Here is a 20711-nt window from a genome sequence, read left to right as displayed (position 1 = left end):
GGGCTAAAATGAAATATTTGAAAAAACTACTATTACCTATACTTTTACTTGGGTTTATCCTGAGTGGCTGTAGTAGCTCGATGCAAGCTAAATATGATGCCACTAAAGCCCTCGGTCCCCAAGTAAACTATACGATCACCGGGATCGATGCTGGGGCCGGGGTGATGGGTAACACTCAGACCGCTTTAGAAAAATATGGACTAACGCAAAAAAACTGGCAGTTGCAAACAAGTTCAACAGCTGCCATGACTAGTGTTTTAGACAAAGCGATCAAAAACCAGCAACCGATAGTGATCACTGGTTGGGTCCCACACTGGATGTTTACCAAGTATGACCTAAAATTTTTAGATGATCCTAAAAAAGTTTACGGTGAAAGTGAAGGGATCCACACGATCGCTCGCTTGGGTCTTAAAAAAGATCAACCTGGTTTTTATCAATTTTTGGAAAACTTCAACTGGACTTCAGATCAATTAGCCCAGGTCATGTTGCAAATAAATGATGGGGTCGATCCTGCAAAAGCAGCTAAAAACTATCTCAAAAAGCATCCCGAGCAATTAAACACTTGGCTCAAAAACGTCCCTGAAGGTAAAGGTAAAACTGTGACCTTAGCCTATGTTGCCTGGGACTCTGAGATCGCAAGTGCTAATGTTGCTAAGGCTGCCTTAGAAAGCCGTGGCTATAAAGTCAACATTCGCTCAATGGATGCTCAACCAATGTGGACTGCTGTAGCTACAGGTGCTGCTGATGCTTCTTTAAGCGCTTGGCTTCCTGTGACCCATGATGCCTATGCCAAGCATTTTAAGGGTAAATACGTTGATGTCAGAACTAACTTGGATGGTGCTAAAACTGGTTTAGCTGTTCCAACTTACATGACAAATATCAACTCTATCTCTGATCTAAAGAATAAATAATAGTGTGTAAAACACCAGATAAATAACAAAGAGCCCAGCCATGATGTCTTGCATCGTGACTGGGCTCTTTAGCGTTTATTGGCAAACACATTTCAGATGTGTATTCTAATGACTCTAGTGTTTTGAAAAGCAAAATATAGCCTTGCAACTCAGCCACTTGCTATCAAAAAAATAACGCCTAGTGAATATGATCATCACTAGACGTTATCAATTATTTATTTTTAACCTTGGGCTGCGATCTCATCAGCAAATTGGCTGTTATACAGATCAGCGTAGAAACCACCTTTAGCCATCAACGCTTGATGATCACCAGTTTCAACGATCGAACCGTGATCCATCACGATGATGTTATCGGCATCTTTGATCGTGGATAAGCGGTGTGCAACTACAAAGCTCGTACGTGCTTGTAACAGACGTTCCATTGCCTGTTGGATCAACACTTCAGTCCGGGTATCGACCGAACTTGTAGCCTCATCTAAGATCAAGATCTCAGGATCAGCCAAAAAGGCGCGGGCGATCGTGATCAATTGCCTTTGTCCTTGAGAAATATTGGATGCTTCTTCATTTAAGACTGTATCATAGCCATCAGGGAGCTGGCGCACAAAGGCATCAACGTGCGCTGCCTTGGCTGCTCGAATAACATCTTCTTTAGTAGCATTCTCACGTCCATACTTGATGTTATCATAGATCGTCCCAGTAAAGAGCCACGTATCTTGGAGCACCATCGAAAAATGTCCCCGTAGATCTTCGCGGGTAAATTTTCGTGTATCTTTTCCATCCAAACGGATCGCACCATCATTGATATCATAAAACCGTTCAAGTAAATTGATCAAAGTCGTTTTCCCGGCCCCAGTCGGACCAACGATCGCGATCTTTTGGCCAGGCATGGCCTTGAAGCTAAAATCATCCATCAAGATCTTATCGTCGGTATAACCAAACTTAACATGATCAAATTCAAGTTTGGCCTCAGTTTGGATATCTGGCTTTGTTTCAGTAGCGGGATGCATCTCAGGTTCATCCAAAACTTCAAAGATCCGTTCAGCCGAAACGATCGTCGCTTGGATCGTATTGGCTAAGTTAGCTAATTGCGTGATCGGTTGGGTGAATTGGTTGACGTATTGTAAGAAAGCTTGCACGTTACCTAATGTGATCGTACCATTTGAGACCTGGATCCCCCCAACAACAGCAACTAGCACATAACCGATATTTTTAACAAGGTTCATCAGCGGCATGATCAGCCCTGAAATAAATTGTGCTTTCCATGAAGCCTTGTAGTAGCGCTCATTTTCCGCTTCAAATTCAGCGATCATATCATCAGCCTTGTTAAAAGTCTTAACGACTGTATGGCCCGCATAATCTTCTTCGACAAAGTTATTCAACTGTCCCAAACTCTTTTGTTGAGCAGCAAAATGTTTTTGTGAACGTGGGGCAACGACTGCGACAGTAACTAATCCCAGTGGGATCGTGATACAAGCGATCAAGGTCAATTTCCAACTGATCGAAAGCATCATGATCAACACAGCGATAAAAGTCACCGAACTAGTCACTAATTGTGTCAAACTCTGTTGGAGCGTCCCCCCGATATTATCCATATCATTGACCGCCCGTGACATGATATCCCCATTAGAGTGGGTATCATAGTATGAGATCGGGAGACGTTGCATTTTTTCTTTAAGATCTTTACGTAAACGGTAAACGATCTTTTGAGAAATATTGGCCATGATCAGCTGTTGGGCAAAACTCAAAACAGCTGCGACCGCATAAAAGCTCCCGACGATCAATAGTATGTGTTTGATCGCATCAAGATCGATCGGCAAATGTGTCAAATGTTGCCCAGCTTTCATCTGCTTATAGCCCAATAAAACACCATTGAAGATCTCTGTTGTAGCTTGACCTAAGATCTTTGGCGTAACTGTTTGGAAAATGACCGAACTGATCGCAAAGATGATCACTAAAAGTAAACCCCACTTCCATGGACTCATATACTTGATCAATCTAAAAGTCGTCTTCCAAAAATTTTTAGCTTTCCGATTCATCGGATCTTTTGTCCCATGTCCGTGCACTAGTGCTCATCTCCCTTCTTTAATTGTGACTCAACGATCTCTTGGTAAGTTTCGTTATTTTCTACTAGTTCATCATGTGTTCCTTGACCAACGACTTTACCTTCATCCAAAACAATGATCTCATCGGCAGCAGTGACTGTTGATACACGTTGAGCAACGATCACTAATACACTTTTTTGGATCTCAGGATCGTTTTTCAAGCCTTCACGTAGTTTAGCATCAGTCTTAAAATCCAGTGCTGAAAAAGAATCATCAAACACATAGACTGCGGCCTTTTTCATCAAAGCCCGGGCGATCGCTAACCGTTGCTTTTGACCACCAGAGAAGTTATCGCCTCCCTGTTCTACTTGAGCATCTAAACCATCTGGTAGTTCGGAAACGAATTCTTTTGCTTGAGCTAATTCTAAAGCATGCCACAGCTCTTCATCTGTCGCTGTTTCATTACCAAACTGCAAATTACTTCGGATCGTCCCTTTAAAGAGCACAGCTTTTTGCTGTACAAATGACACATGCTCATGCAGATCACTTTGAGCTACCTGCGTGATCGGAGTTTCATTTAAAGTGATCTGTCCAGCGGTTGGATCGTATAGGCGTGGGATCAAGTTGACCAAGGTCGATTTCCCTGAACCAGTCCCCCCGATCACCGCTAACATCTGACCTGCTTTAGCCGAAAATGAAACGTTCTTTAAAGCAAGATTTTCTGCATTTTCATATCGAAAGCTGACATTATCAAAGACCAAGTGACTTGGTTTATTTTGATCGATCACTTGATCACCCGTTGTTTCAACGATCGAAAGTGGCATCTCCAAAACTTCATTGATCCGTGCAGCCGCCGCTTGACCACGTGGGATAAAAACAAAAACCATCGACAACATCATAAAACTAAATAAGATCATGCTGGCATAAGTCATAAATGAAACTAAATTACCAACACCCATTTCTTGGTCACCGATCAATTTAGCCCCAAACCAAACGATCCCCATGTTCGTTCCACTTAAGATCAAAGTCATGATCGGAAACATCAAGGAGACGATACTAAAAACTTTGATCCCCGTGCTTGTATAGTCTTTATTAGCATCAGCAAAACGTTTTTGTTCAAAATCATCCCGTCGGAAAGCTCGGATGACCCGCACCCCGGTCAAACCTTCTCTAAAAGTCAAGTTGATCCGATCGATCTTTTTTTGCAGCCCTTTGAATAAAGGAACAGCAAAATACATAATGACTGCGATTGCCACTAACAATAGTGGGATCGAAACTAAAAAGACACCTGTCAAACGTTTTTCGCTTTGATACGCCATAAAACTAGCACCGATCAACATCAAAGGTGCCATCAACATCATTCTAAGCAACATGATCAACACATTTTGGATCTGCAAAATATCATTGGTCGTCCGGGTGATCAAAGATGAGGTCCCAAATTGATCGATCTCACGCCCACTAAACTGTAGTACCTTGCGAAAAACGGCTTCACGCAACTTAGCCCCAGTTTTTTGCGCCTGAGTCGAAGCAAAATAGACATTACCCACAGCTGCTACTAAACCAACTGCAGCTATCAATAACATTTGCAGACCGATCTTCCAAATATAAGCCGTATCTCCCTTAGCGACCCCATTATTGATCATATCTGAGGTCAAAGCTGGTAAATTCAGATCACAGATGACTTGAATAAATAAAAAGAATACCGCTGCCAAAACTGCCCCTTTTGATAGGCGCTTTTTGACTAACTTAAACATACGATTTTCACTTCCTCTAGATTAAATTTGTATAGTTATCTTACAGCCCTCGCCCCACAATGTCAACTTACTTTACAAATATAATCATTTTTATAACAAACATTAAGAAAAATAGTTAAAAAGAGGCCGTGACATAAAGAAAGACATCTTCAAATTCCGAACGTTAGAATTTTGAAGATGTCTTTCTTTAGCGATGGTTTTTATTAATATAGATACTACTTATGCCACAGTCTCTTCTAAGCTGCAAAAGCGCGTTGAAATTCCACTAATGTAGCAGGATCTTGCCAAATATCAAAGTATATCTGCTCAAAGACCCCCTTAAATTCCGCCCGCTTTAAACACGAGCAAAAACTTTGCGCGACTAGCTTAGGATCATTTCCCGAAGTGCCACACCCAAAAGCACCTAAAATAAGAACCGTCGCTTGAGCTTGTTTAAAAGCGCGAAGTGTTTGCACGATCTTGATCTGCATACTCAATTGAAGTTGCTTTTGATCTGGCCTTTTTCCTGACAATTTAGTTATCTGCTGAATATTTGGGGGACTGATCGCAGCCACATCAGCATAGCGTGCCTGTGACAAGATCTTATCTTGCTTGGCATCTCGCAAAAATTTAACATGTTCAACATAGATCAAGGCTTCTGAATAAAAGCCCTTCTTTGGATCTAGTTTATTTCTATAATAGAAGTTACGCCGATACTTACACAACTCCGGATATAAAAAGCTATTCCGACACAATAACTGTTCTTGACTATCAGTTTTCAATAACCGACTTCCGATCGAAATTGGATCAGCAAAGTCCATTACACCAACTTTTTTAGTTGCATTTATCTGTTGTAAACGTGACAACAGATGCTTATTTTCCACTAAGATCTGCGTAATAAATTTATTTTGTGTACTCGTTTCTGGTAGCAGTTGTTTGATCAACTGTGAGTTTTGATCTAAATTTGCCATCTGGATCTGATAGAGATTCATCACTTTATGCCTAAGCGCATCGCTTGTTGATCTATCCATCTCATCCACCTCTTTTTTTACCGTTATTTAGACCAAATCGAATAGGACATTTCGTATTTTGTCTCTAGACTTTGTAAATTGACTTTGGGAGCCTGATGAGTTGTATTGAACAAGGCGATCCCCTTAGTCAAATTGAGAGGCAAGGTGACCAACCTGATCTGATCGACTAAGTCACTACAGACAACTTGGTCGATCAGATCGCCTCCGCCAAAAAGCCATATATTTTTGCCTTCATTGGCCTGCAAGCGTGTGATCAAAGAACTCACCTCGCCTGAAAAGCAACGCATATTAGCTCCCAGTCCTGCTAAGGGAGTATGCGAAAAAACGATCACTTCTTTTTGTGTCATATTCAATAAACTATGATAGTAACACTTGTAGGTATTTTTTCCCACCAAAACGGTATCAAAATCCGGGGGAACTCGCCAATCTATCACCCCTGCAGGTAAGTGATCTCGATAAAAGCGCTCTAAAGCTAAAACACTTCCTTTTTCATCTGCAATATAGCCATCTAGACTAACGAGCACTGAGACAATTAATTTTCGCGTCATCTTTTTTGTTGTATCCTTTACGTTTAATTACGATCCCTAAACACCCCAGCCAAACAAAGGCGGGTAACACTAAAAATACGACCGTGGCTTTAGCAGGAACATAGGAGAGCTCTAAGCGATTATGTCCCCGCTTTTGTCTTAATTTTAGCGCACCGATCCGGGTATGTCCAAGTTGAGCATCCGTCAACACCTTTCCGTTGAGCACAACTTTTGTGTTCTTATAGCCGATCGCAGGTACGATGATCTCTTTAGCCTCCGTTGCATCCCACTGATAGATCAAGGCATCCGTAGTCGCTGCTTTAGTAAATTTTTGTTCTTGCATGAGCACTTGTTTGCGATAATGCCGGTAACCATGGATCTCATCTTGAGCGGTCAACTTTGTGTAAAGTGGTAAATAATCCGGTGTAGATTTTTGAACATAGCGCAAACCTAACGCCAGATCTGTGCTAAAAAACGCCTGCTTGATCTTTTGGGTATCATCGGTAAAATAGATCGTATTTTTTTGATACATAAATTCTTCAGGTTCATCCCACACCGCTAAATTCTGCTCAAGGGCTTGGATAGTTTGAACAAAAGAACAGGTAACTAATAAGATCAACGCACCGATCATCACCCGCCCATCTAGCTTTAGCTCAGTCGCAAACAACCCGATCGACATGAGCAAAAGTACCGTATAGGGAACAAAGAAACGAAATGGAAACTGCAAGACATTGACAAATTCAAAGGTCTGACTCAGCCATTTCCAAGGTAATAACCGCGATGATAGGATCAAAAAGGCCACTGCTTCTAACGACACGATCTTATTTAAAGTTGAGATCTTTTTCCAAAATAGGAGCAACAAAATGATTTGAAGCCCACCCAAGATAACGATCCCAAACGGTGAAAGCCAATTTGATAAACGATAAGCATTCAAAGAAACAGCTGTCCCATACATATTTTTATTGATAAATGGTTGTAAAACAGTATTTCCAAAGTAGACCTCGACTAAACCAGCCCAAATATTAGCTGTCAACAAGAAAAATAGCCCAACTGCTAAGGCCATATGCTGTAACATTTTAATGCGTTCAGGTGTTTTGACAAAAGCATAGATAAAAGCAGGTAGGTAAGCCATGACGACAAATAAACTTGTCAAAAAGTGGGTCTGAAACATCAAAGCCGTACACAAAGCTAATTCTAAGACATTGACCCGTTTTTCGACGATAAATGTTACTAATGGCAACAAACATAGCGGTAATAAGGTAGCCGCCCAACCTGAAAATGCTTGTGATAGCGTCCAGTACTGGATCGCATATGTTGTTAAGTAAAAAAGCGCTAAGCCTAAACTATAACTCACCCTGAGTTTGCACTTACGCAAAAGAGCATACATCGACCCGCCCGCTAATAGATAAACAGCAATATCAGAAAGAATTTGATAGTTGAACCAAGTCTTGCCCACCAACAACAAAGCCCCATTAAAATAAGCAGCCACAGGGCCATAAAGTGCGTTGATGATCCGCCCCGACTGCTGAAAGCCATACATTGTAATGAAGTAATGGAAATTACCCTCTTTTAACTGCATTGCCGCTTCATAAAAGCGATTATAGTGGAAGATCGAATCTGAACCCAAAAGCATTTTATGGGCCAACACTTGGGGCAAGACTAAGACGAGCGCACCGATCACAATAACTAACGCGGGAAATAACTTTGAACGCATTAATTTAGACATCTTCACTTGAAGAACCTCTTTCAATAAAATGATAAAAATATCTCTATTTTTTAACTAATTTATTTTTATCATTTATTATACACTCTTTTTGAAATTAAGCGTAAAAAAACAACAGTTTAACTAAACTGTTGCTCAAATTTAAACTTTTATTTGAATTTAGGCCAAATAGACCGCTGCTTGTTGGCCAGCTTGTCGCCCAAAGACCACCGTCTCAGCGATCGAGTTGCCACCGATCCGATTATTACCATGCAATCCACCCGTGACCTCGCCAGCAGCAAAGAGACCAGCAATGATATTACCCGCTTGATCTAAAACTTGAGCTTTTTCATTGATGTGTAAGCCCCCCATCGTGTAATGGATCGCTGGGGCAACATGGATCGCGTAATAAGGTGCTTTCTCTAGCTTGCGTTGCATCCCCGTCGTTCGCCCAAATTTAATATCTTTTTTGGTTTCGACCGCTGTATTCCATTGTAACAAGGTATCCGCTAAAACAGTTGGATCTAGCTGAAGCTTTTTAGCTAGTTCACTTGGGGTAGCTGCACTGACGACCAACCCCTTGCTAGCGTAAAAATCGATCGCTTTGACCCGTTCTTTGACTCCCTGATCAAATATCAAATATGCAGCTTGTTCAGGTAAAGCCGTGATCTGTTCAGAAACAACTTTCCGGGTCCCTAATTCATTAGTAAAACGAACCCCTTGTTGATCAACTAAGATCGCCCCTTCACCACGCACAGCTTCGCCGATCAAATAGGTATGTGGTGTATCTTGTTGCACGGTCGGATGGATCTGGATCATTTCCATCTGTAACACTTGCGCTCCAATATGCTCTGCTAAAATGATCCCATCTCCAGTCGCGCCAACTTGATTAGTTGTTTTGTATGCTAAAAGATCGGGACGATAGCGCTTGAGTAGTTGCTTGGAGGCACCAAAGCCTCCCGTTGCCAAGATAACTGCTGGGGCAAAGATCGTTTTGGGCTCACCAGCAACTTGGATATTTACCCCCTTGATCTTAGAAGCATCGTCTTTTAACAGTTCTGTGACTGTTGCTTGGGTAAAGATCGGAACTTTGATCTGGTCTAACAACCACAAAAGATTATTGACTAAAAATGATCCGATCGGAGCAGTGCTCTTAGGGCGATGAGCACGTTTTTTCTTCATTCCACCGGTGATCGTCAAGTCATTTAAGATGATCCCATGTGAACGTAACCAATCGATCGCTTGCCCGCTATGCGTTGTAAAGTAGTTCAATAATTCAGGATCATTTAGGCGCCCCCCACCTTGGTACGTTTCTTGATAAAATTCAGCAAAGCTATCCACGATACCTTCGCGCAACTGAATATTTGTTTCAGCTGCATTCATCCCTGAAGATGCTCGCATGGTGTTGCCTCCAACTGTAGGCATCTTTTCTAAAATAACTGGTCTTAGACCTAATTCTCGTGCTTGAAGAGCACTGACCAGTCCAGCTCCACCTGAACCGATGATCACAACATCATACTGTTCCTTTAAGCTGCTTGGTGCACTTGGAGTAAATTTAAATTTTTCAGCCACGCTTTATAATAACTATACAAAATGTGGAATTATGTAGTTCATAACTAGAAAGAATATAGTTTTTCCTTTCTAAATTTCGCTTACCAGTAACACACAATACTCCCCACTAAATATCCACCCCACATTTCTCTTCCTAGTGAATATCAGTCAGCTACTACTGGTTTCTTTGCGCTAATTCTATTTTATTGTAAAACACAAAAAAAGTGTAGTTCAAAACTACACTTCATCTTATTTTATTTTTGATCCAAACTTTTCTTTTTAAAAATCATTTAGTGTTGTTTCTTCAGCCAAAACCTCGACTAATTGCCGTAAGATACGCTGAAAAACAGCCAGATCACGAACCGAAACAGTTTCTTCTAAACGGTTTTGTAAAAGTTTCCAAAATTCGGAATTGGATTCCAATGCTTCGTGATATTTATCGGTCACAGAAAGATGTGTTACCCGATGATCTGCATCATCTAGCCTTTTTTGAATCAAACCAAGCTCAAGCAATTTTTTGATGTGATAGTTCGTATTTGGAGTCGATTGTCCCAACAGTTTTGAGATCGTTCCGATCGTTGGATCTTTTAATTGATAGATCGCTTCCAAATAGTAAATATCGATCGCGCCGAGTTTTTCCAACCCCGGCATGTTGCTATTACGATACTCGTGCAAACGCAAAACTTGACACAAGTTAGTCGTCATTTTTTGTAATGAACTCATTTCGTTAACCCCCTCTAAATCAATGAGCGCTGAAACTCGTAAGCTTAGCAATAAAATCTGACACGCTAATCTACTGCCATGCGCTCGCTTGCTGTAAAGGAAGGCATGACACACCCCTCGTAGATAGTATAGTTTTCACTATACTAATAGCAATTATATTGTACACTATTCTAAAATTAAAGTAAAAGATTATGATAAATTTATTTCTTCAAAAAAATCAATGCAAGTGTTTGATAAAGTCACTTAACTCTGTCGAACTCATCTGATAGTTACTATCGACCCATTTGAACAACAATGTTAAAAAGGCACCGGCTATCATGTTGGCAGCTAATTTTTGGTCAGTTGCATTGAGCACCGTCTCTTCTATCCAAAGAACATTATGCAAACGATCATTTAAACTTGCATCTAGGATCTGTTCAGCAACCATATCGATCATGAGCGCATATAAAGAATTACTACTATTGTTGACCGAAATATTTCGGAAAATATCCTTATCGCGAACGATCATTTCGATCATCGAATCAACAACATTATTCTCATCGATCTGTTCTAACCAGATCGTTTGAAAAACATAATTCAATAGGTCATATTTATCTTGAAAATAGCGGTAAAACGTACTCCGATGCACATCGGCTTCGCGGCAAAGTTGATCGACTGTTATCTTTTCGACTGCCTCATGATGCAAAAGAGCTAATAAAGCTTGCGCAAGGGCGTCTTTTTTTCTCACTTGACTTTTACTCATAGATCTATCCTTTATCCTTATCTTATCATTAGCATATCAAAAAGGTAGCTTTCCCTTTTTGCCTTATTAAATAATATAATGGAGCCTACAGTAATTCAAGTACACATCCAAGTAAAAAAGGCAACAGCAAAAACCCAGACTGCTTTTAGATCTTTACTGTAGCCTCTTTTCTTAGCGCACCACTAATACAGAGATCGGTGCATGCTTTGCCATATAAGCTGCTTGGGATCCAAAGAATTTCTTGACGCCCTTCTTGGAAAGAGCCCCAATGATCAATAGATCTGGTTCAACTTTAGGAATGACCCGCTTGATGATCGTTTCACCCGCATCGCCTTCAGCAATTACGACTTCGACCCGCTTGATCCCAGCTTGAAGAGCGATCTTGCGGTAATTTTCAACGTGCTTTTCCAATTCTTTACGTTCACCATGAATGTAATCAGCACTTAAGGCTTGAAAGACGTTCATCTCGTCTGATTCAAGGATCGAAGTGATGCATAACGTAGCATCTAAATCCAAAGCCCGACGCATAGCTACACGAAAAGCAAGCTGTGCATCTTCAGAATCATCGACCCCAACTAGGATCTTCTTGATGTTTTTGATCGGTTCTTTGTCCATATCAACCATCCTAACTATAAATATTTTTTAACGTTCTTAGTATAACACATTTTTTGGCATCCGAAAGAATAAATTAGGCATTCCTAAACAAGATAAATTTATTTACATTGTTGGCAACCTGAACGGTGAAATTTTGCCGGAATACAGTCACACTCCAATTTCTCAGGTGCACTGCTTTTTTTATCTTCAAGTTTGGCAGTTATTTTAGCGATATCGCTCTGCGTTAAATTGAGATTTTCTACTAAATAAGCCAAAGTCTTGCCGACATGCATCTGACAAATATTGCTAAAATTTTGCATCAACTGCGCATCGATCGTCGCTTGTTCTTGAACTAAAGGCGAATAGATGAACCCCCGCCCCTCTTTTTTAGTTTCAAGTGCGTCTTTAGCAACTAACCGCCCTAAAAGCGTTTTAGTTGTGGCTGGTTTCCAGTTTTGCTTTACTTCCATGATCTCGATCAACTGGCGACTAGTCGCTTGTCCCAATGTCCAGATCACGCGCATCACTTCCCACTCAGCGTTACTGATTTCGATTTGTTCTGTCATTTGATCACCTTGTCACTTTATTAACTATAATTATACCACGTACGCATAATATTCCCTTGTTTTAACTCTTAGCTACTCGCTAAAAACTACTCTACTTGTCACTTAAAAAAACTTATCTTATAATGAATAGGATTCTTAATATTGAGAAAGGAATTTTCACTATAATGTTATTTGAACTCTTAAAGGCTTTCTTATTCGGGGTCGTTGAAGGGATCACCGAATGGTTACCGATCAGTAGTACTGGCCATATGATCTTACTTGATCAATTTGTCCAACTTGATGTTTCAAAAGATTTTTACAGCATGTTTGAAGTGGTGATCCAACTTGGAGCGATCTTAGCCGTAGTCGTGATCTACTGGCACAAGATCTGGCCGTTCCACCAAGCCGATAAAAATACACAGGCTCAAGGTATCTGGCGTTATGTCGACAAAGATATCATGATCATGTGGCTCAAGATCTTCATTGCTTGCTTACCGGCTGGGATCATTGGCGTAGCTTTCAATGATACTTTTGAACGTCTCTTTTATAACCCGACCTGTGTCGCTATCGCCTTGATCGTTTTTGGTATTGCTTTTATTTTGATCGAAGATATACATAAAAATAAGCAACCTAAGATCACCTCGATCGCTGAACTTTCGTATTACACCGTAGTTTTGATCGGCTTTTTCCAATTGATCGCAGCGGTATTTCCCGGGACATCTCGTTCAGGAGCCACAATCGTAGGTGCTTTGATCTTAGGCGTTTCTCGGACAGTTGCGACTGAATTCACTTTCTTCTTGGCAATTCCTGTCATGTTTGGTGCCGCACTATTCAAATTAGTTAAATTTGGCTTTAGCTTTACACCTTTAGAAATTTGGATCTTGGTCGTCGGCCTAGTCACAGCCTTTATCACTTCGATCATTGCGATCAAGTTCTTGATGCAATATATCAAAAAGCATACGTTCAAAGCTTTCGGATGGTATCGTATCATCTTAGGGCTTTTAGTCATTGCTTACTTCTGGTTTGTAAAATAATTTTATCAGCGTGTGAGACGTTGCATGAATAACGCGGGCTTTCCATGATGCGCTCCTTGCATCGTGAGGGGCCCGCGTTATTTAAGATATATTGCATTAGCTTTCGTCACTATTTTTAAGGAATTTTAAAATTTGAGGTGAATTTGTCTAATTCGGTTGTCTTTTTAAAGCGTCTCCAGTAGAATCATATTTACTAACTTAAGAGGAGAATTTTAATGGACACAACAGTTTTGACCGAACTTATCGGACAGTATGGATACCTCGGGATCGCACTGCTGATCGCCCTTGAAAATATTTTTCCACCGATCCCTTCAGAGGTCGTTTTGACATTTACCGGTTTCTTGACCTTGACTGCTGGGCTAAATGTTTTGGGGGCGATCACCGCCGCTACGATCGGAGCTGTTTTAGGAGCAGCGATCTTATATGCGGTAGGACATTTCTTATCTGTCGAACGCCTTGAAAAGATCTTAAACGGTAAAGTCGGCCAAACATTACGCTTCAAAGCTAAAGATCTAGACAAAGCAACTAAATTCTTCCAAAAAAATGGCGTCTTAGCTTTGTTCTTTGGAAGATTCGTACCTGTAGTTCGCTCTTTGATCTCCGTTCCGGCAGGCATGACCCATTATAAATTTACAAGTTTTATCATTTTGACGACTCTTGGTACCTTGATCTGGAATACAGTCTTGATCATCGTTGGTCGGATGGCTGGTTCAGCCTGGCCGCAGATCGTTGCCATGATCGAGACCTATTCGTTAGCGACTGTGATCGTCTTAGCCCTTGCATTTGTAGGCGGTGGCATTTACTTCTTTAATCGTAAAAAAGCATAAAAAATGGAGATCTATATGATCTCCATTTTTTTATGCTTGATACATATATTCACGTGTAGTTGGCAAGTTGCTACCACTTGGTCCTTTCGAGATCAGGTACTGGATCACATCGATATTGCCCGACTCAAATGAAGCCGCACAAGCTTGGAGATACAGATCCCACATACGAATAAAACGTTCATCTTCAATTTTTCTGATCTCAGGTAGTGCACGGCGGAAGTTTTGGTCCCATAATTCCAAAGTCTTTTGGTAATGGCGACGCAAAGTTTCAATATCAGCCACTTGCATTCCAGCATCAACGATATGTTCGATATTTTCAGCTAACCCAGGTATATAACCACCTGGGAAAATATACTTATCGATCCACGCATTGACCGCCCCCCCTTGTTGCCGGGTGATTCCGTGGATCAAAGCTACGCCATTTGGTTTTAAATAATCGGAGATCTTTTGGAAATATTCACCTAGATTTTCCTTACCTACGTGTTCAAACATACCTACACTAGTGATATAGTCAAACGGTTCATGTTTGAGCTCACGGTAATCTTCCAAAATAACTTTAGCCCGATCTTCAAGGCCTTCATCTTTGATCCGCTGCGTGACTAGATCATATTGTTCCTTGCTTAGCGTGATCCCAACAACATTTAAGTCATATTCTTTGCAGGCAGTTAGCATCAAGGTGCCCCACCCACAGCCAATATCAAGTAAAGTTTTCCCGGGTTTAGGATCTAACTTATTGATGATATGATGCACTTTATTTCGTTGAGCTTCTTCAAGTGTATCTTGTGGTCGCTTGAAATATGCACACGAATAGGTCAGTGTCTTATCGAGCCACAAACGGTAAAAATCATTACCGATATCGTAGTGGCTCTGTACATCTGACTTACTTTTTCGCTCAGTATGAGACTGTTTTGGTAAAAAGTGTTTGAGCTTATTATTATTCAAAAAGCTATCAGCTGATTCATAGGCTGAGGTTATCAAGTCTTGGATCGAGCCTTCGATCTCAATTTCTTTATCCATATATGCTTCTCCTAAAGTCAACGAAGCATTATGAATTAACTCTCGCATCGAAAAATCTCGGTGGAAGGTTATTTTTACTTGCGGTTCACCATCTCCGTACCGTTCTGTTTTACCATTGGCATACGTCACTTGTACCGGAATGTTGAATGAATGTTCGAGCACTTCTTTTAACAAGAAATTATTAAACATCTAATTTCCGCCGCCCTTCTAAAAATAAATATAGTGACAAGTACATTTTAGCACTAGTCTTTACTAAACGTAAGCAATTAGATCTATTTATTTTTATAATCCATAAGATCTAGCAAGTTTTTCTTTTTTGGAGTCTCTGTTTGTACTCCCTTTAAGAGTTGATCTCGTGTGACTCCAACAAAAAACAATTCCTGTTTAGCACGTGAGACCGCCGTATATGCTAGACCATGATCTTTGGGTTCTAAGACGTAGACCCGTTTAGCTCCACTACCTTGAGCTTTGTGGATCGTTAAGGCATAGGCTAAGAGGAGATCTTTTTTAGCTCGATACAGGGGCAATTTATACTTTCCGACTTCAGTTTGGACTGTTACTGTACTATCTTCATCATCATTTTTGAGCTCAAGTCCTATGACCTCACCAAATTCACTATTCGTATAGCCATAATTTTGAAAACTATCATCATTATGATAGAACACGACTTTAGCTCCAATAAAAAAACCTCCCCGCCCAAGACCATTTTGAAAATAAAACGGCACAACTTTTTGCTTATCCTTTGACAAAATGCGATAAAATTGCTGATTGATCAATCCAACCGTCTTATTTCGATAAGCTAAGATCATACACTCTTCCAAAGCTTCGTGTTGATATTTAGCTAAGACCATTTCTTTACCGGTAGCCGTCCTAAATGCCTGACTATGGGCTAAATAACTGCTATCTCCAGCTCGGCAAGCTGCGATCAACTCCCCAGTTGCTTTATCTTTACAGCGCAGATTGGCTCTAAAATAAAAACAGGCTCCTTTAGCTTTTATCAAAGCCATAGGGTCACCACAAACACTCAACGCATCTTCATCTTGTGATACTGGTGGTAATTGCTTTTCATCTCCGACCAAAAGATAGCGGACTTTCGTACTAAAAGTTTGGGTCAATTTAGCTAATAATTCCAGAGGCGCCATCGATACCTCGTCAATAATGATAACTTCATAATCATTCACCAGTTCTTCATTGCCATTTTCGATCTCATAGATCACATGTTGCAAAGTATCATTGTTAAAGAAGCCATGTTGCGCTAAATTCAGCCGTGCTTTATGCGTCGGGGCTAAAGCTAAAGTCTTTTTAGGATCAAGGATCTGGCCCAAAGTATAAGTTTTTCCCGAACCCCCAACACCTAGTAAGTTGATGACGACGTGCTTATTTTGAGCAAGCCACTTCAAGAAATCAAATTGTTCTTTGGTCGGCCGATAAGTTTTAGGCGGATGGATCAAAGGCAACTTACGCCGTGAGATCTGGCCCAATAACTGGATAAAGTTACGCTCATATTGACATTTATCAGCTAAATGTAGTGTATGACCACAATTTTTCTTGCATAAATAGCCAAATTCTTTGAGCAATTTTAGCTCTGACAGCTCAGTTGCCTGACTTTCAGGTAATACTTCACCTGCTTTTTTTAAATAGACTAGATCATCACACCCCTTTAAATGTCGCTTTGCTGTTTCATCCAAAAGATCATTTAACTCCAGTAATTCAGCGATCTTAGGCCGGTCAAAAGCTGGGATCTGTAAGAGCGAAAAAACGCGAGATCGTTCCCATTTTGATTTGAAAAATTCGTCTTCTTCTAAACGGTCATTGAAGACCGAACGTAAAAAAAGATCGGGAAACTTAGGTAAATATTTACGATAATACGTTCGTTCATCCCTGATCGAACATGACATGTAACCTTTGAACTCTAAAAATTTAGGCTTGGTGACCGCTAATTCTTGCCATTTTCCAATCGCAAAGCGCTGTTTTTGGTGCTCACTCATCCCGTTGATAAAAAATTTATACGCCCGATATTTGGGATGGGAAGTTTTGGCGATCGGGGTCTTATTTTTAGCAAACTGAATAAATTTAAAACGCAGATGCATTGGAGCTTTTCCAGTCCACTTAGCCAAAGTTTCAGCAAAAGGCTCCAGTTTTGGGACCGCATCTGCTTTAGCTTGCTCTAAAAAGTCAGCCAATTTGGTCTCATTTTTGAACTTGACCGCCGTTTTTAAAGCTAACTGATAAGCTGCATCACGATTTTTGGTCGTTTCAGTCGCCAAATGTGCCCCAACTAAGGAATAGATATTTTCTTCTGCTTCATTGAGCACAAAAGCACATTTAGCTAAAAAGTAATTGACCGAACGATATGTCGGGGCACTTTGCCGGACCTCATCAAAATAAAAGCGCGCTTTTGGATACTCCTTTTGTCGCATTGCCTCACAGGCTTCTTGGTATGTTTTTTTTATCGTTTTTTCAAGCATCTTATCACTACCTTCAAAGTCTTAATAAAAATTTATATTACTTTTACAGACAAATAAAAAATTCTATGTTATGCTTTTCTAAACAGCTAAGAAAGGGAATACATTGTATACAGCTAAGAAAGGGTGGATTCGATGTTCAAACACATTAAACGCTTCTTATGGTTGCTTCTTGCGATCATTAGTTTTATCTTTGGAGTGATCGGAATCTTACTTCCAGTTGTCCCCCAAGTGCCCTTCTTTATTTTAGGCTTTTTCAGCCTCTCTAAGTTTTCACCGCGCTTCCACAATTGGATGGTGAATACTAAGATCTACCGTAAACTCCAAAAATTTCTGGACGAAAAAATAGCTGAAGCTGAAGCTAGCTCAGAGCATATCAAGCAAACTTGGTATCAAGTCCTTTGGCTAAAATTCTTATTACTCGCAAAAAATTAATGATTAACGCCCACAAGCAACGTCAACTCTTGGAGTTTACGTTACTTATGGGCGTTATTTATTTTAAACGTTATTATCACCTAACGCGGCTTTTAAAGCTTGCGCTAGAGCACTTTCTTGCGGCTCATCATCTTGATTGATCTTCTTTAAAAGCCGTCTTTCTTCATGTTTGGTCATCTTCTTGTTCTTCTTTTTGCCCCCAGTTAATTTTTCAGTAGTACCATCATATTTACATCTGAAATAATCACCATTTTTGCCACTGACGATCAACATCTTCTTATGACAAACTGGACAACGGTGATTGGAGACTTTTGCCTCAGCGCGGCGCTTATAATCACAACTTTCACTGGTGCAGACTAGCAATTTACCATCCCGGACCTTCTTTTCCTTCAAAAAGGCACCACATTTAGGACATTTTTTCTTAGTCAATGAAAAGTCTTGATATTTTTGTTGACTATTCTTGACTTCACGAACTAAACGCTTCGTATCAGTTTCGATCTCACGTAAGAATTTTTTGCTATCATAATTTCCCTTAGCGATCTGTTCAAGCTGTTGTTCCCACTTTTCAGTCAATTGTGGGCTAACGAGCTCTTCATTGACCAATTCCAGCAATTGTTGGCCTTTTTTAGTCACCCGTAAACTATTGTTAGTCCGTTCCATCAGTTCTGATTTGACTAATTTTTCAATGATCTCCGCGCGGGTCGCGGGTGTCCCTAAGCTATAACGCTCCATTTGAGCTAAAAGCGATCCTTCACTCAAAGGCTTAGGTGGGGTCGTTAAGGCTTCTTTGACCATAAAATGTGGCGAAATTTGCATGCCTTCGCTAAACTTAGCGACTGACTTTTCTGGGGTTTCCTTCTTTTTCCAACCAGCTTCAATGACTTTAGTTTGGGTCAATTTAAAATGTTCCTTACCAAATACAAACACGATCTTTTCTTGGCGTTCTTTGTGAGGCGCTGCAAATAACCCCACAAATCTTTCGGCAATCAAGGTATAGATCCGATGTTCATCACTATTAAGCTTATTATATTGTGGCAACTGTTCAGTTGGGATCAAAGCATGGTGATCTGTCACCTTAGCATCGTTAAAAGCTTTATTTTGACCGACTTTTGCCCCCTTAACAGCATACTGCTTAGCTTCTGGAAATAGGCCGGCGATTGCATGTAAACGATCTTTTAACGTCACTTTTAAGTCATTAGACAGATATTTACTATCAGTCCGAGGATAAGATACGATCTTGTGAACTTCATATAAACTTTGGACTAGTGACAAGGTCTTTTTAGCTGAATAACCATACTTTTCGTTAGCAACGCGCTGTAATTCTGTTAGATCATATGGTAAAGGGGCCGGGATCGTCTTATCTTTAGCCGTGATCTGCTCGACTTTACCATTTTGGGAACTCAGCTTTTTAACGAGTTCATCTACTGCTTGGCGCTCCTTTAGGGCATAAGGATCTTTTTGGACCCTAGTTGCTCTTTGACCAGCAACTTCGAGACTGAGCGTAAAATATTTTTGCGGGATAAATTTGCTGATCTTTTCTTCTTGCTTAGCGACCAAAGCTAAAGTTGGCGTTTGGACCCGACCAGCAGATAAATTATCTTGATATTTGACCGTTAAAGCGCGCGTCACATTCAATCCGATCAACCAGTCAGCTTTAGCCCGAGCTAAGGCCGAATAATAAAGATCATCGTAAGCTTTAGCTGGTTTTAGTGAAGCAAAACCTTCTTTGATCGCTTTATTGGTTTGTGAAGAGATCCATAAACGTTTGACTGGCTTATTGAAACGAATATATTCCAAGATCCAGCGCGCAACTAATTCGCCCTCACGCCCTGCATCAGTAGCGATGATCGCTTCTGAGATATCTTTTCGTTTAGCTAAATTAGCGATCGCTTTTAATTGTGCTTTGGTTTTAGGCAACGGCTTAGTCCCGATATACTTAGGGATCATTGGTAAAGTTTCCATTTGCCAAGTTTGCCATTCATTCTTTAAATCTTCCGGCATCTTCAAAGTCAATAAGTGCCCAAGAGCCCAAGTAACGACATGATCCTTGCCTTCATAATAATTTTTGTGTCTTTGGTCTGCTCCCAAGATCTTACTTAGATCACGAGCAACACTTGGTTTTTCTGCCAACACTAATCGTTTCATTTTTTTCTTCCTTTAAGTTTGATAATTTTTATTATCTAATTTAATCCACTTTTTTGCAAATTTTTCAAGCTAATGAAAAAAGTGGCCCAAATGAACCACTTTTTTTGACTAATCTTTAACTACTTTGATCGGTAATAAGAATTTTTGCCACAGTCCTAGGCATTGGGCCATTAACTCTGGATAAGCTTGTGGTCTGATCTTTTGCCCATTTTGGGTCAAAAACTCAAACTCCACGCCACCTTTTTCAGCTGTATAAAAATCAGTCGGTAAAAACTCATTTTTAGCATAAAACTTCAAACGCCGTAAACGCTCATGGTTGTTAGCTGCAGTTGCATCAGGCTTTTCAGCACTTAAGCCGATCACTTGCCCTTGATAACGTTCTTTTATCAGTTCCATCAAGCCACTGCCATACCCTTTAGAGCGCTCAGTTTCTTTGATCGCCAAAAAGAACACATAGACCAGTTCGGCATTTTTGACCGTGTAGATAAAACCGACCCAGTTATCATCGTCATAGAGACTACAAAATTCGGCTATCCCGGTCTTAGTACGCTTTTTTAACAGCCTAAAAGGGATCCGTTCTACGGCTGGAAAAGCACTCAAATACAATTCTTTTATCTTAGGTAGATCAGCTGGGGTCGCTGTAACTAATTTCAAAGTCATAAATATCCTGCTATATAAAATGTAAAA

The 20711-nt window shown here is 40.4% G+C and carries 18 protein-coding genes; 4 read left to right on the top strand and 14 right to left on the bottom strand.

From position 1 onward, the window contains the following. Positions 1-8 precede the first annotated feature (8 nt). Positions 9-911 (top strand): glycine betaine ABC transporter substrate-binding protein, encoded by a 903-nt coding sequence (locus LMU01S_RS07115; protein WP_056959264.1) that lies wholly within the window; start codon positions 9-11, stop codon positions 909-911. 221 nt (positions 912-1132) lie between these two features. On the opposite strand, the gene LMU01S_RS07110 is transcribed toward LMU01S_RS07115, so the two are convergent. The 10 genes from LMU01S_RS07110 to LMU01S_RS07065 all read right to left on the bottom strand — a co-directional run bounded on the left by LMU01S_RS07110 (position 1133) and on the right by LMU01S_RS07065 (position 12122). Continuing rightward, on the bottom strand, positions 1133-2947 hold the full coding sequence (locus LMU01S_RS07110) for an ABC transporter ATP-binding protein (protein ID WP_056959273.1): 1815 nt from the start codon (positions 2945-2947) through the stop codon (positions 1133-1135). Between the two features lie 26 nt (positions 2948-2973). After that, positions 2974-4707, bottom strand: coding sequence for an ABC transporter ATP-binding protein (locus tag LMU01S_RS07105; RefSeq protein WP_056959263.1), 1734 nt, complete (start codon positions 4705-4707; stop codon positions 2974-2976). Positions 4708-4943: 236 nt separating this feature from the next. Next, positions 4944-5717, bottom strand: a complete 774-nt coding sequence (locus tag LMU01S_RS07100) for a TIGR02452 family protein (RefSeq protein ID WP_056959262.1) — start codon at positions 5715-5717, stop codon at positions 4944-4946. Positions 5718-5740: 23 nt separating this feature from the next. Then, complete coding sequence (locus tag LMU01S_RS07095; RefSeq protein WP_056959261.1) at positions 5741-6265, bottom strand: dihydrofolate reductase family protein; 525 nt, start codon at positions 6263-6265, stop codon at positions 5741-5743. Next, positions 6231-7970 carry a putative glycosyltransferase family protein gene (locus tag LMU01S_RS07090; RefSeq protein WP_225354614.1) on the bottom strand — a complete coding sequence of 580 codons (1740 nt, stop codon included), beginning with the start codon at positions 7968-7970 and terminating at the stop codon, positions 6231-6233. The genes LMU01S_RS07095 and LMU01S_RS07090 overlap by 35 nt, the downstream gene beginning before the upstream one ends. Positions 7971-8126: 156 nt before the next feature. Beyond that, positions 8127-9518, bottom strand: coding sequence for a flavocytochrome c (locus LMU01S_RS07085; protein WP_056959260.1), 1392 nt, complete (start codon positions 9516-9518; stop codon positions 8127-8129). 258 nt (positions 9519-9776) lie between these two features. Then, on the bottom strand, positions 9777-10220 hold the full coding sequence (locus tag LMU01S_RS07080) for a MarR family winged helix-turn-helix transcriptional regulator (protein ID WP_004051167.1): 444 nt from the start codon (positions 10218-10220) through the stop codon (positions 9777-9779). A 217-nt stretch (positions 10221-10437) separates the two neighbouring features. After that, positions 10438-10962: a TetR/AcrR family transcriptional regulator gene (locus LMU01S_RS07075; protein WP_056959259.1), complete on the bottom strand. Its 525-nt coding sequence runs from the start codon at positions 10960-10962 to the stop codon at positions 10438-10440. Between the two features lie 171 nt (positions 10963-11133). Next, the gene (locus LMU01S_RS07070; protein ID WP_056959258.1) at positions 11134-11577 is read right to left on the bottom strand and encodes a universal stress protein; all 444 of its coding nucleotides are present in this window, start codon (positions 11575-11577) and stop codon (positions 11134-11136) included. Between the two features lie 98 nt (positions 11578-11675). After that, the gene (locus LMU01S_RS07065) at positions 11676-12122 is read right to left on the bottom strand and encodes a CopY/TcrY family copper transport repressor (protein ID WP_056959257.1); all 447 of its coding nucleotides are present in this window, start codon (positions 12120-12122) and stop codon (positions 11676-11678) included. Between the two features lie 164 nt (positions 12123-12286). Here LMU01S_RS07065 and LMU01S_RS07060 point away from each other — a divergent pair, with 164 nt between their 5' ends. Both LMU01S_RS07060 and LMU01S_RS07055 read left to right on the top strand, forming a co-directional pair. Beyond that, entirely contained in the window at positions 12287-13135 is an 849-nt protein-coding gene (locus LMU01S_RS07060) for an undecaprenyl-diphosphate phosphatase (protein ID WP_174238797.1), read from the top strand. A gap of 215 nt (positions 13136-13350) precedes the next feature. Then, positions 13351-13962 (top strand): DedA family protein, encoded by a 612-nt coding sequence (locus LMU01S_RS07055; protein WP_056959256.1) that lies wholly within the window; start codon positions 13351-13353, stop codon positions 13960-13962. Positions 13963-13992: 30 nt separating this feature from the next. Here the strand turns inward: LMU01S_RS07055 and LMU01S_RS07050 are convergent, their stop codons facing one another. Both LMU01S_RS07050 and LMU01S_RS07045 read right to left on the bottom strand, forming a co-directional pair. Continuing rightward, the gene (locus LMU01S_RS07050; RefSeq protein WP_056959255.1) at positions 13993-15168 is read right to left on the bottom strand and encodes an SAM-dependent methyltransferase; all 1176 of its coding nucleotides are present in this window, start codon (positions 15166-15168) and stop codon (positions 13993-13995) included. 83 nt (positions 15169-15251) lie between these two features. Beyond that, positions 15252-17447 carry an ATP-dependent DNA helicase gene (locus LMU01S_RS07045; RefSeq protein ID WP_056959254.1) on the bottom strand — a complete coding sequence of 732 codons (2196 nt, stop codon included), beginning with the start codon at positions 17445-17447 and terminating at the stop codon, positions 15252-15254. A gap of 132 nt (positions 17448-17579) precedes the next feature. Here LMU01S_RS07045 and LMU01S_RS07040 point away from each other — a divergent pair, with 132 nt between their 5' ends. Then, a complete protein-coding gene (locus tag LMU01S_RS07040) occupies positions 17580-17879 on the top strand; it encodes a DUF454 family protein (protein ID WP_056959253.1) in 300 nt (99 codons plus the stop codon). A 63-nt stretch (positions 17880-17942) separates the two neighbouring features. Here LMU01S_RS07040 and LMU01S_RS07035 read toward each other — a convergent pair whose 3' ends face one another. Both LMU01S_RS07035 and LMU01S_RS07030 read right to left on the bottom strand, forming a co-directional pair. Continuing rightward, the gene (locus tag LMU01S_RS07035) at positions 17943-20024 is read right to left on the bottom strand and encodes a DNA topoisomerase 3 (RefSeq protein ID WP_056959252.1); all 2082 of its coding nucleotides are present in this window, start codon (positions 20022-20024) and stop codon (positions 17943-17945) included. Between the two features lie 108 nt (positions 20025-20132). Continuing rightward, complete coding sequence (locus LMU01S_RS07030; RefSeq protein ID WP_056959251.1) at positions 20133-20684, bottom strand: GNAT family N-acetyltransferase; 552 nt, start codon at positions 20682-20684, stop codon at positions 20133-20135. Positions 20685-20711 lie beyond the last annotated feature (27 nt).

The sequence above is a fragment of the Ligilactobacillus murinus DSM 20452 = NBRC 14221 genome (genome assembly GCF_001591685.1).
GTDB lineage: Bacteria > Bacillota > Bacilli > Lactobacillales > Lactobacillaceae > Ligilactobacillus > Ligilactobacillus murinus.
Note: the sequence above shows the minus strand (reverse complement) of the source record. Positions and strands in the feature narration are given on the sequence as shown.